This window comes from Micromonospora sp. NPDC049891, from assembly GCF_040660295.1.
Taxonomy (GTDB): domain Bacteria; phylum Actinomycetota; class Actinomycetes; order Mycobacteriales; family Micromonosporaceae; genus Micromonospora.
In genome coordinates, this window is the sequence record NZ_JBFAML010000018.1 from 116,454 (window position 1) to 130,303 (window position 13,850).

Sequence of the window (13,850 nt, forward strand, 5' to 3'; positions counted from 1 at the left end):
ACGCCCGCCGGCCGCAAGCCGGGTCAGCGCCCCGCCCTGACCGCCGTCCCCGGACGCCCGCCGGCCGCAAGCCGGGTCAGCGCCTCGCTCTGATCACCTCGTACAGGGCGGTCCAGTCCTGGTCGCCGTGGCCGGCCGCGACCGCCCGCTCGTAGTGTGACCTGACCGCCTTCGGCAGCTCGACGTCGACGCCGGCTGTCTCGCTGGTCCGCAGGATGTGGTCGGCCGTGGCACCCATCATCCGCGCCGTGCTCAGGTCGCCCGGGTGCTCGCCGGCCTCCAGTGCGCGCGCCAGCTCCGACCCGTCGCCGATCATCGCCGGGATGTCGGTGAGGGTGGTGAGCGCATCGGGTAGGAACTCGGCCGCCGGTACGCCTGCCGCGGTGACGAGTGCGGTGGCGTGCAGCAGGCTCGACAGGCAGGTGAGGAAGACGTCGAGGTGCGCCTGGTAGAACAGTTGCGCCAACCCCGGATCGGCGCCCAGGTACCTCGGTTCGCCGATGATCCTCAGCACCGGTTCGCTGCGGTCGTACGCCTCGCTGGCTCCGCTGTAGAAGACGTACGCCTCGCTGGTGCCGACCATCGGGGCGGGCACCATCACCCCGCCGGTCACGAACCGTGCACCGTGGCTCGCGGCCCACGTCGCCGCCTGTCGGGAGATGTCGGGGGTGTCGGAACTGAGGTTGACCAGGGTGCGGTCGGCAAGGGCCCCGGGATCGTTCGCCACCGGGCCGAGGATGTCGTACATCGCCGGGTAGTCGGTGAGGCTGAGGATCGTCAGTTCACTGGCGGCCACGGCGGCTGCGGGCGTCGGCGCGCGGGTGGCTCCTCCGGCGACCAGGGCGTCGGCCCGGCTCGGGGTGCGGTTCCACAGCGTGACCGGATGGCCGGCGCGGATCAGGGCGGCGGCCATCGCCTGCCCCATCGGCCCGAGACCGATGACGGTCACCGGTCGGAGATCGCTGTTCCCGTTCATCGGACACTCCTCAGTTCCTCGAACATACGGGCGGTGCCGTGCTCCCCGAACCCGGCGGCTAGCTGCCGACGGACGATGTCGTACGCCGGCTTGAGCACCTCGTCGGTGACGCCCTGCCCGGTGCTGGCCTGCATCACCGTGCTGAGGGCCGTCTCGGTGAACCGCAGGCTCTGCTGGCCCGGCCCGAGGTAGTCCTGCTCGTCGATCGTCGCGGCGTAGTCGGCCAGTTGCTCCGTCATCGCGGCGAGGAACGGCGCCTGCCGCCGGACGAACTCGCCGGCCGGCACCCCCTCGGAGCCGACCATGGCCGCGCCGTGCAGGAAGCCGGCGAACATCGCGTACATGCCGGCGAGCATCGCCGTGTCGTAGAGCGCCGCCATGCCCGCGTCCGGCCCGAGGTAGCTGCTCTCGCCCCACAGGTCGAGCAGCTGTCGGTGCTGCGCGAAGCCCTCCGCCGATCCGCTGTAGAAGATCGCCGACTCGGGGCCGCCGATCGTCTCCGGGACGGCCATGATCGCACCGTCGAGGAGGTCGATGTCCCGCTCGCCGGCCCAGCGGGCGAGGTCACGGGACTGGTTCGGCGTCGTGGTGGTCAGGTTGATCACGGTACGCCCGGCCAGGCCGGTCGCCACGGGTTCGAGCACCTGCCGTACGGAGGTGGCGTCGAAGAGGCAGACGACGACCGTGCGCGTGCCGACGATCGCCTGCTCGACGCTGTCGGCGATGACGGCGCCCTGCTCGCCGAGGCTCTGCGCCCGGTGACCGGTGCGGTTCCAACAGACGATCCGGTGGCCGGCGTCCGACGCCGTTCTCGCGAGCGCGCTGCCCATCGCGCCCAGTCCCAGGAAGGTGGTGCTGACTGTCATTCGGGTGGTCCCCTGCTCTGTCCGGTGATCCGACGGGCGCGCCGATCACCATGGTTGGCGACCACAATCGAGCGGGCAAGTACCCACTATTTTGTTCAATACTTACCTGGAGGTAAGTATTGAAGCTCGACTACCGAGGAGGCGGAACCATGACATCGGGCGACAGGTGCGGCCCGTACATCTGCGGGATCGACGCCGCGATGGACGTGGTGTCGGGGAAGTGGAAGTCGCTGATCCTGTGGGAGCTGGACAACCACGGCACCCGCCGGTTCGGCGAGCTGAAACGTGGCCTGCCCGGCGTCAGCGAGAAGATGCTCATCCAGCATCTGCGGGAGATGGAGCAGGACGGTCTGGTCCACCGCGAGGTCTACCGGGAGGTCCCACCCAAAGTGGAGTACTCCCTGACCGAACACGGCAGGTCGCTCAACGAGGCGCTCGGCCCGCTGGGCGAGTGGGGGCAGCGCAGGGCCGAGCGGCTGGCCGCCGAGGCGGCGGCCGCGTCCTGATCGCGTCCCGTCGCCTGCCGGGCAGGGCGCGGCCGTCCGTGGCGGCGCCCCCGCCTCGGGTGACTCGACGGCGAGCCTCGGCTCCTGTCGTACCCGGGCCCTAGCCTCTGTTTCGTCCGAGCCCTTCCCGTACGCCGGAGGCAGCAGATGCTCGACCATCTCGGCATTCAGGTCCGTGACCTCGACGCCAGCATCACGTTCTACGACGCCGTCCTGGCCACGCTCGGTGCCCGCCGGATGTTGCAGTATCCCGAGGCCGTCGGTTACGGCAGCGGCAAGCCGGACTTCTGGCTCAGCCCGGCCCCCGCCGAGGCGGTGGGGCGGGAGAGCCACATCGCCTTCACCGCACCCGACCGGGCCTCGGTGCGGGCGTTCCACGACGCGGCGGTGACCGCCGGGGCGCGGGTGCTGCACGAGCCTCGCGTCTGGCCGGAATACCACGCCGACTACTTCGGCGTGTTCGTCCGCGATCCGGACGGCAACAACGTCGAAGCGGTCTGCCACGCACCCGGGTAGGCGGCCGGTCAGTCCCAGACGGTGCGGCGTACGCCACCGTGCAGGCCGCAGGCCCGAGGGCTGCCGCCGGCCAGGCTGACCTTGCCGTTCGCACACTCCACCAGATAGCCGCGTCCCTCCCAGAATCCGGGCACGCAGTCGAAGTGGTCGCACACCTCGCGAGCGGGCTCGCGGACCCGGTCCCCGCCGCAGAAGTCGTACCCCATGGGGTTGTCGGGGGCACCGCAGCGCCGCTCGGGCTTCGGGCTGGCCGGGCGCGGCTTGGCTGAGCGGGTGGCCCGCGGTGTGGTCGAGGCGCTGGCCGCGACCGGTGCCGGGGCGGCGGCCACCGCGGTCTCGGTGCTTGTCGGGTCGGACGGGCCGGAGTTGGCCAGCGCCACCGGCACCATCACCGCGAGCGCGGCGGCGACCACGGCGGTCCGTCGCCCGCCGGGGATGAGCGCCGACAGCCGGGCCTGCCCCGGCGTGGCGATGCCCGGGCGGGACGGACGCAGCCGGTCGTGCTCGCTGATCAACTCGTCGAGCTGGTCGATGACCGCCTGGCGCTGCTCGATGGCGTCGGCGAAGGCCAGGGTGAGCACGAACCGGAACTCGGCCGCCACATCCGGGCGCAGCAGCACCCCGGAGGTCCGTCGGCGGTCCAGCACCTGGATCAGAGTCACCGACGCGTGCGGGTCGTGCGCCAGACCGGTCATCCTGCCGTACGCCCAGTCGCGCCGACCCCGGCCGCCGAGCAGCACCAACCGCCGGTTGGTGATCACCGCCATGCCGGCGTCGGTGACCCGTACCCCGTCGGGAAGGCGTCGGCGCAGCCGACCAGTGTGCGCACCGACGGTCAGGTCGGGGGCCGGCAGCACGCCGTCGTGCCGCATCTCCACGAGTTGCGCGGCCGGCACCACCCGGAGTACGACCTCGCCGGGGGCCAGTTCCAATGGGAGGCCGTCACCGGCCGTGGCCGAGCCCTGGCACTGCTCGGCGAGCGTACGCAGGCGGCGCAGCTCGTCGTCGCGTCGCCGCCAGTTCCCCTCGGCGCTGCGGAACAGCCGCAGCCGGCGCTCGTTCTGCCGGCGCGCCCACCGGTACCGCCATGTCGAACCCGTCGAATCAGTCCTTGCCACGCCGACTCCTTCGCCGCGCATGCCACCAACCGCAGGCCACCAAATGGGGTGTCACAGTGTTAACGGCTGCGGGCACCACCCTGGACACGGCCAGAAGTGGTCGAATTACCCGATCGGTGGAGCAACATGGACGAGACGGTGGTTCCGCTCTGTGCCGTTCGCTTTCCGACCCGGCGGCTGTGACGTAACCGGGCACCGGTACGCCGATCAGTCGTACGGGTTGACGAGGGCTGCCGTCCAATGGCGTGGCCCGTGACGGCGAATCTGGTGGCGAGGTGCTGGCGATACCGGAACTGGCGGTCGTGCCGGTGGATTCCTACCGGTGGTGTCGGTGACGAGCGGCACCGGCGGCCACACCGAATCGGACCTCACCGCGCTGGTACGGGCCGCACAGGATGGCGACGAGGATGCGTTCCGGCTGCTGTACCGGCAGGTGCAACCCGGTCTGCTGCGCTATCTGCGGGGCATGGTCGGCGCCGACGCCGAGGACGTGGCTTCGGAGGCGTGGTTGCAGATCACCCGCGACCTGCGCCGATTCCGTGACGAAGGGGCCGGATTCCGGGCCTGGGCCGCCGGGATCGCTCGACACCGGGCGCTGGATCACCTACGCCGCCGGGGACGGCGGCCCGCGGCGACGTTGTCCGCCGACGCGCTTGTCGACCTGCCCGCCGCTCAGGACACCGCCGACCAGGCCGTCCAGGCCGCCGCGACCCGCGCGGCCATCGAGTTGATCGCCACGCTGCCAACCGACCAGGCCGAGGCGATCCTGCTCCGGGTGGTGGTCGGACTCGACGCCCGGGCCACCGCCCAGGTGCTGGGCAAGCGACCCGGCGCGGTGCGTACCGCCGCCTGGCGGGGTTTGCGCCGGCTGGCCGCACGCCTCGACCCGCAGACCGTCCGGGACGGCGCCATCGCGCCCGAACCGGGATTACGCCCGCCCACGCCCACGGTGCGTCGACTCGCGGCGGGTGAGTGACGCAAATGATCCGGGACGACGCCAGGGAAGACGAGATGAGCAAACCGTCACCTCGACGCATGGACAGGAAGACCGCCGAGCGGCTGCTGGACGCCGACCCGGTCGCCCTGAGCCAGGCCGGTCCGCTCGCCGCGCCACTCCGCGCGGCACGCGGGCCGGTACGACACGACGAGATGGCTGGGGAGCAGCTGGCGGTGGCCGCATTCCGGGCTGCCGCTGATCTCGCCCCCGAACCTCGACCACGGAGAGAATCAATGCTCAAGATCACGCTGGCGAAGCTGCTCACCGTCAAGGCGGCGACCGTCGTCGCCGCCAGCGGGCTCGGTGGTGTGGCGCTGGCCGCCGGTACCGGCGCGCTGCCCAACCCGCTTGTCGACCCGCCCGCGCGCCCGGCGACCCACGCCCCGGCAGCACCTACCGCCACCCCGTCGCACCCGGCCGGGCCGGCCGACCGGGCCGGCGCGAGCGACGGTCCGTCGCCCTCGCTGGTGGGCCTGTGCAAGGCGTATGCGGCCGGCGCCGCGACGAACCCGGGCAAGGCGTCGGAGAACCCGGCCTTCGCCGAACTGGTCGAGGCGGCCGGCGGTGCCGGACAGGTCGACGATTACTGCGCCGACGCCGCGTCGGAGGACCGCGCCCACCCCACGGGCGCACCGAGCGGTGCCGGACGGCCGACGACCCGACCCACCCCGAACCCGCGTGGTGGCACGACCAGCCGCCCCGACACGCCCACCACCAAGCGGCCCGGTGGCGTCCCGACCGTGACCGCCCCCGGTGCGCCTACCGGGAGCGTTCCGGCCGCGACGCCCCGCACCCCCGGCCGCTGACCGCGGGGCCGGACGGGTTCTCCCCGACCCGTCCGGCCCCGCGCCCACTCCAACCGGTGGTTAGGGTGACTCGACCGCGCTGATCAGGAACTTGTGCACCTCGGCCTCGACGATCGCCACCTGCTGTTCCGGCTCCGGGCCGGAGCCGCGGAAGTCCAGCAGCTGTTCCTCGGACTCCCACCGCTCGTAGACGTTGATCCGCCCCGGCTCGATCAGGTCCGGGCTGATGGCGAAGTCGAGGCAACCGGGCGCCTCGCGCGCCTGGCGGACGATCTCGGCGCAGGTGGCCAGGTAGTCGTCCCGCTCGGCCGGGTCGACGTGCAGCGTGCCGGCGACGATCAGCAATGCAACCTCCGAAGATCGGGAGAGCGGACGCCAGTCATACTCTCCCGATCCGTCATCGTCTGCACGCTATTGATCAGGCGCGGGCGATCGCGTTGGCGTGGATCGCCTCGGACAGATACTCCGCCAGACCGGCAGCCATCGCCTCGTAGTGGGCGGTGAACCGTTCGTCGGCCAGGTACATGTCGGCCAGCCCGGTGTGGATCTCGTACGAGCACTCGTAGAACCATCGGCTGATCTGCTGCCGGTGCTCCTCAGCCAGCTCCCTGGCCTCCGGCCCGTCGGCCGGCGCGCCAGTGGCCAGCAGCGCCACTATCCGCCGCCCCCAGTCCTCGGTCTCCGCCTTGAACCGCTGCCAGTCCTGCTTGCTGTAGCGCGATGTCCGCCGGTTCGACTCCCGGTACGCCTCGGTGCCACCCCACCGCTGCTCCGCCTCCTCGGCGTGGGCGTCCGGGTCGAAGTCCCCGAAGACCTCGAACCGCTCCTGCGGGGTCAGTTGGATCTCCATCTTGCTCGCCTCCATCGCGAATTCGATCGCCGCGACCATCTCCTGAAGGCGCTTGATCCGCACCGTCAGCAGCTCGTGCTGGCGGCGCAGGTGCGCTTCGGGGCCGCTCGCCGGGTCGTCGAGGATCACGGCGATCTCGTCCAACGGGAACCCCAGCTCGCGGTAGTACCGGATCAGCTGCAACCGCTCCAGGTCCGCCTCGGAGTAGCGGCGATAGCCGGAGCCGCTACGCCCGCTCGGCGTCAGCAGACCGATCTCGTCGTAGTGGTGCAGCGTCCGGACCGTCACGCCGGCGAGCTTCGCCACCTGACCAACCGTGTGGGCCATGGTTCCCCCTTTCCGGAACCACGGTCCCGCCTGCCGTCACGTGAGGGTCAAGCCCGATTCTGCGACGCCGGACACACCCTGCGGGTCGGCCTTCGCCAAGACGGTCCGCAGCTCGGCCAGGGCGGTCGGGCGACCGTAGCGGTAACCCTGCCCCTGCACGCAGCCGATCGCGGCCACCGCGTCGTGCTGCCGCTCGGTCTCCACCCCCTCGGCCACCACGCCCAGGTCGAACGCGCCGGCCAGCCGGGTCACCATCTCCACAGTCGCGTACGCCCGGGCGTCCTCGGGAATCCGGGCCACGAACGACCTGTCGATCTTCAGCTCGGTCGCCGGGATCCGGTGCAGGTAGCTCAGCGACGAGTACCCGGTGCCGAAGTCGTCGATGGCGATCCGGATGCCCAGCTCCCGCAGCTGCCCCAGCCGGTCCAGGACCGCCTCGCTGCCCTCGATCAACGCCGACTCGGTCAGCTCCAGGGTCAGCGCCCGGGGCGCCAGCCCGGCACCCGCGGTGGCCTCGGTGACGGTGGCGATCAGGTCGGGCCGGCGCAGGTGCGACGCGGCGATGTTCACCGCCACCGTCGCCGCCGGAACCCGGTCCTGCCAGGTCGCCGCCGCCCGGCACGCCTCGTGGATGACCCACCTGTCGATCGGCAGGATCAGCCCGGTCTCCTCGGCCAGCGGCAGGAACCGGGCCGGGCTGAGCATGCCCAGCCGGGGGTGACGCCACCGGACCAGCGCCTCCGCGCTGCGTACCGCACCGGTGGCCAGGTCCACGATCGGTTGGAACTCCAGGTGCAGCTGCTCCTCGTCGACGGCCCGCCGCAGGTCGGCGATCAGCTCGGCCCGGCTCACCGCGGACTCCCGCAGCCCCTGCGTGCACCGTCGGTACGCGGACTTGCCGGCCGCCTTCGCCGCGTACATGGCGATGTCCGCGTCGCGCAGCAGATCGGTGTGGGAGATGTGCTGCGGCCCGTACTCGGCGATGCCGATGCTGGCCGACGGGTGCACCCCGACCAGTTCCTCACCGGGAGACGGTTGCAGCGCCGCCAGCAACCGCTCGGCCAGCCGCTCCGGCGCCAACGGCCGCCCGTCGGTGACCAGCACTGCGAACTCGTCACCACCGATCCGGGCGATCATGCCGTCGTCGCCGACCGCCCGACGCATCCGTCGGGACAGGCCGGACAGCAGCGTGTCACCGGTGGTGTGTCCGAACCGATCGTTCACCTGCTTGAACCCGTCCAGGTCCAGCAGCAGCACGGCGACCCGGTTGGTGCCGCGCAGGGCGCCGCGCAGCCGGCGGGTGAACGCCAGCCGGTTCGGTAGCCCGGTGAGCTGGTCGACGTAGGCGAGCTTGCGCAGTTGCACCACCAGGCGCAGGTTCTCGTTGGCCGCCAGCCCCTGTCGTAGGGCAAGCGTCGCCAACAGCGCCATCATCGCCAGGAAGATCGGCATCGGGGTGTGGCCGCTGGCGTCGCGGGCCAGCATGGTCGCCACGATCGCCCCGCCCACCGGCAGGTAGGGCAGCACCACCCGCCACCACTGCGGCAGCGGCGCCTCACCGGCCTCCTCGGCGGCACCGTGGTCCCGAGGTGGAGCCATTCGGGTCGCCACCACGATCAGCAGGTAGCTCAGTGGCCAGAGCACGTCCACCGGGGTGCCGGGCTGGTAGGTGCCGGCGGCCACCAGCGACACGTAGACCGTGTCGGCCACGGCCCGCACCGTCAGGCTCACGCCGAGCAGCGCCATCGGCCGCCACACCGGCCGGCCCGGACCGACCACCGCGACCAGGATGGTCAGCTGCATCAGGTCGAACATCGGGTAGAGCAGCCCGGCGGTGCGCAGCGGCTCGTCCAGGTCGGCCAGACTGACGTTTCGGAAGATCAGCAGCCAGCCGATCGGGATCAGCGCCAGCCCGACGATCACCCCGTCGAGCAGGGTCCGGGCCCGACCCACGGTGGTACGCGGCGCGGTGATCGAGCAGAACAGCGCGGCGGTCCCGGTCAGCAGGCTGGCCGCGAAGATCAATCCGATGGGCAGGGTGTGCGGCAGGCTCTCCCCGAGCAGCCGCTGCGACGTCCACAGTGCCCGCCCGGCCAGCGACAACGCCATGGTGGCGGCCAACAGCAGCCAGAACCGACGCAACGTCGCCGGGTGTCGACGGGCCGCCGCGACGCAGGCCACCGCGGCCCAGCCCGCCACGGTGAGCGCACCCAGGTCGCTGACCAGCGCACCGGCGGGCAGCCCCAGCACCAGCCAGAGTGCCTCGACCGCGACGACGACACCGGCACCGACCAGCCCCACCCGGCCGACCCGGTCCTTTCCGGGCAAGCGCGCGGCAGCCTGCTCGACGTCCTTCCGCGACACAGCGATCGCTCCGGCTCTCTCTCGTGCGTACACCCTCGACGGCGAGGACCCGGCCCCGGCAAACCCCGAAAGCCTAGCCACGCTCGCAACTACCCCGCCAGATCCACCTGTACCCAAGTCCACAACCCGACGGCCGTCCCGCCGTCCACCTGCGCCACCACGGCCAGTCCCCGGCACGCTGCGTCGACAGTGCCGCCACCGCCCTGGCCGCCCCGCCCCGCCCCGCCCCGTCCTGGCCGCCCCGTCCTGGCCGCCCCGCCCCGCCGTCACACCCCCGTACCGCCTTTGGGCACCGCCGTGCCCCTTGGCCCCTCCCCTACCGCCTTTGGGCACCGCCGTGCCCCTTGCCCACTCCCGCGCCGTCTGTGGGCGCTGCCGCGCCGCCGCCCTGGCAGCCGGCCCCGGTGCCTCAGGCCACCGCTCGCCGCCAGCGCGGCCCGGCCCGTGCCATCTCACCACCGCCACGCCCGTCGTTACACCCAGCGACAAACCTGGGGTCATGACTCAGGGTGACTCTCCCGGCTCCACCATTTCTGCTGTCTCCAACCTTTGCTCTGCTTCAATCCACGCAACCCCCGTGCGAGCTGGCATGACGCCGATGAATCAGCGGCCAACGGGATCACGCGGGAGTGTGGATCTAACGGTGTTTCCGGCCTGACCCGCCAGGCGTTGTGCCTGGTGAGGAGGGTGCCGTGATGACCTCGACACTGAACGACCGGACCGGACGTAAGAAGCGGCCTGAGCCGTCGGCGGAGGCGAAGGCCGCCGCCGAGTTGGTCCGGGCCGCGAAGGAACAAGGGCTGTCGCTGACCGGTCCGGACGGGCTGCTCAAGCAGTTGACCAAGACGGTCCTGGAGACCGCGTTGAACGAGGAGATGACTGAGCACCTCGGTTACGAGAAACACGATCAGGCTGGTGCCGGGTCGGGCAACATCCGCAACGGCACCCGGTCGAAGACCGTCTTGACCGACGCCAACGGGCCGGTGCAGATCGATGTGCCGCGGGACCGGGCGGGCACGTTCGAGCCGCAGATCGTCCGTAAGCGGCAGCGCCGCCTGTCGGGGGTCGACGAAGTCGTGTTGTCGCTGTATGCCAAAGGCCTCACGACCGGGGAGATCAGCGCGCACTTCGCCGAGATCTACGGGGCGTCGGTGTCGAAGGAGACGATCTCCCGGATCACCGACAAGGTCATCGAGGAGATGACCGACTGGTCCCACCGGCCCTTGGATGAGATCTATGCCGCCGTGTTCATCGACGCGGTCGTGGTGAAGGTCCGGGCTCTGTCGCTGGTTGTGTGAAGCAGATCAGTGCGCGAGGACGACGCGTTTGCGGAGCAGGTCGAGGCTGGCGCGGCCGAACATCTGGCGTTTGATCATCTTGAGGCGGTTGATGTTGCCTTCGACCGCGCCGGAGCTGTGCGGCAGGATCAGGCCGTTGCGGACGGCGTCGAAATCGCGGCGCAGGTTGCGGGCGAACCCAGCCAACGGCGTGAGGGTGTCGACTTCGACCGTGGTGATCCACACCTCGAGGCGGTCGCCGTGGCGGCCAGTCATCATGACCGCGAAGTCTCGCACGTGTTTGGCCAGCCGGTTGATGTCCCGATCCCGGCTGCGCAGCTCGTGAAGCTTGGTCGCGTCGCGGGCGTCGAGATGGTCAGGGTGAGTCATGATCCACGAGGTGACCTGGCGGACGGTGGGTGGTTTCGGGCCGGGGTGCGGGGCGTGGCCGAGGCCTTTGCGGAAACGGCGTAGGTAACGCTGAACGGCCAGTTCTCCGCCGGGATAACCCTGCTGTTTGATCTCGCGGAACAGCTGCGTGGCGTTGCGCTCTCCTTCGTTCCAGCGCTGGTGCAGGTAGGCGACGTAGTCGTCGACCAGGTGCGCGCGTTGCTCGGTGACGGCGGTCAACTCGGCGACACTGGCGGCGTTGAGATACTTGCGGACCGTGGCCTGGTGCAGGCCGAGCTTGCGGCCGATCGCCGACTTGTTAAGTCCTTGGGCGGCGAGCTCGTGAACAGCGCCGTGGTGTTCGCGCAGGCGGGTCACGATCTTCTTCTCGGGTAGCGGCTGCACCTCGGCGGGCATGGTGTCGTCCGCTGGCGGGGGTGCCGGAGCGACGAGCCGGGACCGATAAGCGTTGACGGTCTTCTCGACCGCCTGGCCCAGGTTCTGCCAGAGATGGAACCGGTCCGCGACCTGAACCGCCTGCGGGGCTCCGGAGCGGGCGCCTTCGCCATAGCCGCCGGCCCGGTCCCGGCAGATCACCTCGATCTCGGGGTGCTGCCGCAGCCACTCGGCAAGGCTGTCACCGTCGCGGCCGTCGAACATGTCGACCGGGCGGTGGCTGTCCATGTCGATCAGCACAGTGCCGTAATGACGACCTCGGCGGAACGCGAAGTCATCGACGCCGAGGACGGTGATCGGCGTCTTCGGCGGGTCAGGCAGCGCCTTGACCAGCCGCAACAACGTATCGCGACCGGCAGCGACCCCAATCACCGACGCCAGCCGGGAACCGGCCCGGCCAGCCAACGCCAAACCAATCTGCGTCAGCACGCCTCGCAGCTGCAGCGTCAATCGCGCATGTGGACTGGTCAGCCCCTCGATCTGCTCGACGAACGTCCGCGCCGGGCAGGTGGTGTTGTCACAGCGAAACCGCCGGACCCGTACCTCAAGCAGCAACGCCGTCCCGGCGACCGCGACATCACGCAACCGGCGCTCATACCGGCCATGAACCCTGACCGACCGCTGCTGACACCGACCACACCGCGCGGTCTCCGCCCGAACCCGCGCGGACAGCACCACGACGCCGTCACGCTGCTCAACCGTCTCGATAGACAGAAGCGAGAGATGCGGCAGTAACCGCTCCACAAGCGAACACGCCGGACATGATCACCGAGAGCACCCCGTGGGCGACGGACGTGTCCACATCACAAGATCGGCGACAGAGCCAAGGTCCGTGACGGGCAGGTAGCGAACCGGCCGTTCTATGCCGCGATCGGGGTCACCCTCGACGGCGAGAAGGACATCCTGGGGCTGTGGGCCGGCTCGGGTGGTGAGGGCGCGAAGTTCTGGATGAGCGTGCTCACCGACCTGCGTAACCGCGGCGTCAAGGACGTGTTCTTCTGCGTGTGCGACGGGTTGAAGGGCCTGCCCGATGTCGTGACGAACGTGTGGCCCCAGACGGTGGTGCAGACCTGCGTGATCCACCTGATCCGCAACACCTTCCGCCTCACCTCCCGCAAGTACTGGGACGAGCTCAAGCGCGACATCAAGCCGATCTACACCGCCGTCAACGCCGACGCCGCCCGAGCGGCGTTCGACGACCTGGCCGACAAGTGGGGTGGCCGGTATCCGGCGGTGATTCGGCTGTGGGACAACGCGTGGGCGGAGTTCATCCCGTTCCTCGACTACGACCTGGAGATCCGCAAGGTCATCTGCTCGACCAACGCGATCGAGTCCCTCAACGCCCGCTACCGGCGGGCGGTCAAGGCCCGCGGCCACTTCCCCAACGAACAGGCCGCGTTGAAGTGTCTGTACCTGGTGACCCGATCCCTGGACCCCACCGGAGCAGGCAAAACCCGATGGACGATGCGCTGGAAACCCGCGTTGAACGCCTTCGCCATCACCTTCAGCGACCGCTTCCCAGCCGCTGAAACCTACTAACCAAGATCGCCGAAAACACCGTTAGCGAGACAGCCCCGATCACGCAGAGCAACCAGTGCGTATAGGTAAGCAGAGCAAAGGGACGACAGGTGACAGGCGGGTGAAGGGCGGTCGGTGACGGAGGGTCACCGGGCCGACGGTGTCGGCCGGCAGGAGGGCATCGTCTTCGGCCGGCAGGGGCACCGCCTTCGGCCACCTATGGCGGCAACGGCTGGTCGGAGGGCCCGCCCAGCCACTCACGCCCAGGCTTCGTCAGGGGACGCCGGTCCGGTGGTGGGTGGACCACCGTGGGTCCACGGCGTCTCGTCCACTGTGGGGAACGCCGCACCGGGCACGTACGCGTCGCTGAGCGCGGTGTAGCAGAGCCGCTCCCCCACCTCCGGCACGCTGCCCGGGGTGGCCTTGAGGCCGCGCCCCATCCCACCGGAGAGTTCCAGCACCACCTCGGTCTTGCCGTCAGCCGCCGGGGTGACGAAAACGATCCGCGCCTTCTGGCCGGGGCGGGACGGGCTGGACAGGGTGGCGCCGACCGGCACCAGCACCGGGTCGGTGGTCATCAGCTGGATACGCGGGCGCAGCACCGGCCGTCGGCCACTCTCGTCGACCCGGGTCGGGTCGGCCAGCAGTACCTCGCCGACGAAAGCTTCCCCGGTCAGCCGGTACTCCGCCATCACCAGCGGGTCGTCGTAGGCGCGCTGCACGGCGTAGGTCGCCGCGGCCCGCTCCAGGCGGTGCAGCCGAGCCGCGGCGGCCACCGCACCATCGCGGCGCGGCTGCGGCGCACCATCGTCGTCGAGGTGCTCGGTGTGGGCGGTGAACGCGTCCCGGTCGCCGTCCCACCGCCCGGCCACCCGGGCGCCGG

Annotated in this window: 11 protein-coding genes and 3 pseudogenes; 6 read left to right on the forward strand and 8 right to left on the reverse strand. The window is 70.7% G+C overall.

From position 1 onward, the window contains the following. Nucleotides 1-76: 76 nt before the first annotated feature. Both AB0I71_RS22155 and AB0I71_RS22160 read right to left on the reverse strand, forming a co-directional pair. The gene (locus AB0I71_RS22155; protein WP_357587474.1) at nt 77-976 is read right to left on the reverse strand and encodes an NAD(P)-binding domain-containing protein; all 900 of its coding nucleotides are present in this window, start codon (nt 974-976) and stop codon (nt 77-79) included. Next, the gene (locus tag AB0I71_RS22160; protein WP_357587476.1) at nt 973-1,842 is read right to left on the reverse strand and encodes an NAD(P)-binding domain-containing protein; all 870 of its coding nucleotides are present in this window, start codon (nt 1,840-1,842) and stop codon (nt 973-975) included. Before AB0I71_RS22160 ends, AB0I71_RS22155 begins: the two co-directional genes overlap by 4 nt. A gap of 149 nt (nt 1,843-1,991) precedes the next feature. Here AB0I71_RS22160 and AB0I71_RS22165 point away from each other — a divergent pair, with 149 nt between their 5' ends. Both AB0I71_RS22165 and AB0I71_RS22170 read left to right on the forward strand, forming a co-directional pair. Next, nucleotides 1,992-2,348 carry a helix-turn-helix domain-containing protein gene (locus tag AB0I71_RS22165; RefSeq protein ID WP_357587478.1) on the forward strand — a complete coding sequence of 119 codons (357 nt, stop codon included), beginning with the start codon at nt 1,992-1,994 and terminating at the stop codon, nt 2,346-2,348. 147 nt (nt 2,349-2,495) lie between these two features. Continuing rightward, a complete protein-coding gene (locus AB0I71_RS22170) occupies nt 2,496-2,864 on the forward strand; it encodes a VOC family protein (protein ID WP_357587480.1) in 369 nt (122 codons plus the stop codon). A gap of 8 nt (nt 2,865-2,872) precedes the next feature. On the opposite strand, the gene AB0I71_RS22175 is transcribed toward AB0I71_RS22170, so the two are convergent. After that, complete coding sequence (locus tag AB0I71_RS22175; RefSeq protein ID WP_357587482.1) at nt 2,873-3,982, reverse strand: hypothetical protein; 1,110 nt, start codon at nt 3,980-3,982, stop codon at nt 2,873-2,875. A gap of 331 nt (nt 3,983-4,313) precedes the next feature. Between AB0I71_RS22175 and AB0I71_RS22180 the strand changes: the two genes are divergently transcribed. Continuing rightward, entirely contained in the window at nt 4,314-4,958 is a 645-nt protein-coding gene (locus tag AB0I71_RS22180) for a sigma-70 family RNA polymerase sigma factor (protein ID WP_357587484.1), read from the forward strand. A gap of 59 nt (nt 4,959-5,017) precedes the next feature. Then, complete coding sequence (locus tag AB0I71_RS22185; RefSeq protein WP_357587486.1) at nt 5,018-5,785, forward strand: hypothetical protein; 768 nt, start codon at nt 5,018-5,020, stop codon at nt 5,783-5,785. A gap of 60 nt (nt 5,786-5,845) precedes the next feature. Here the strand turns inward: AB0I71_RS22185 and AB0I71_RS22190 are convergent, their stop codons facing one another. The 3 genes from AB0I71_RS22190 to AB0I71_RS22200 all read right to left on the reverse strand — a co-directional run bounded on the left by AB0I71_RS22190 (nt 5,846) and on the right by AB0I71_RS22200 (nt 9,326). Then, nucleotides 5,846-6,130 carry an antibiotic biosynthesis monooxygenase family protein gene (locus AB0I71_RS22190; RefSeq protein WP_357587488.1) on the reverse strand — a complete coding sequence of 95 codons (285 nt, stop codon included), beginning with the start codon at nt 6,128-6,130 and terminating at the stop codon, nt 5,846-5,848. A gap of 73 nt (nt 6,131-6,203) precedes the next feature. Further along, nucleotides 6,204-6,962, reverse strand: coding sequence for a MerR family transcriptional regulator (locus AB0I71_RS22195; protein WP_357587490.1), 759 nt, complete (start codon nt 6,960-6,962; stop codon nt 6,204-6,206). Nucleotides 6,963-6,998: 36 nt separating this feature from the next. Continuing rightward, nucleotides 6,999-9,326 carry an EAL domain-containing protein gene (locus AB0I71_RS22200; protein WP_357587492.1) on the reverse strand — a complete coding sequence of 776 codons (2,328 nt, stop codon included), beginning with the start codon at nt 9,324-9,326 and terminating at the stop codon, nt 6,999-7,001. Nucleotides 9,327-10,021: 695 nt separating this feature from the next. Here AB0I71_RS22200 and AB0I71_RS22205 point away from each other — a divergent pair. Further along, nucleotides 10,022-10,597, forward strand: a pseudogene (locus AB0I71_RS22205) (transposase); the annotation flags it as partial. A 33-nt stretch (nt 10,598-10,630) separates the two neighbouring features. Here AB0I71_RS22205 and AB0I71_RS22210 read toward each other — a convergent pair. Next, nucleotides 10,631-12,193 (reverse strand): ISL3 family transposase, encoded by a 1,563-nt coding sequence (locus AB0I71_RS22210; RefSeq protein WP_357587494.1) that lies wholly within the window; start codon nt 12,191-12,193, stop codon nt 10,631-10,633. An 81-nt stretch (nt 12,194-12,274) separates the two neighbouring features. Here AB0I71_RS22210 and AB0I71_RS22215 point away from each other — a divergent pair. Continuing rightward, nucleotides 12,275-12,988, forward strand: a pseudogene (locus tag AB0I71_RS22215) (IS256 family transposase); the annotation flags it as partial. Nucleotides 12,989-13,224: 236 nt separating this feature from the next. Here AB0I71_RS22215 and AB0I71_RS22220 read toward each other — a convergent pair. Next, nucleotides 13,225-13,850, reverse strand: a pseudogene (locus tag AB0I71_RS22220) (hypothetical protein); the annotation flags it as partial.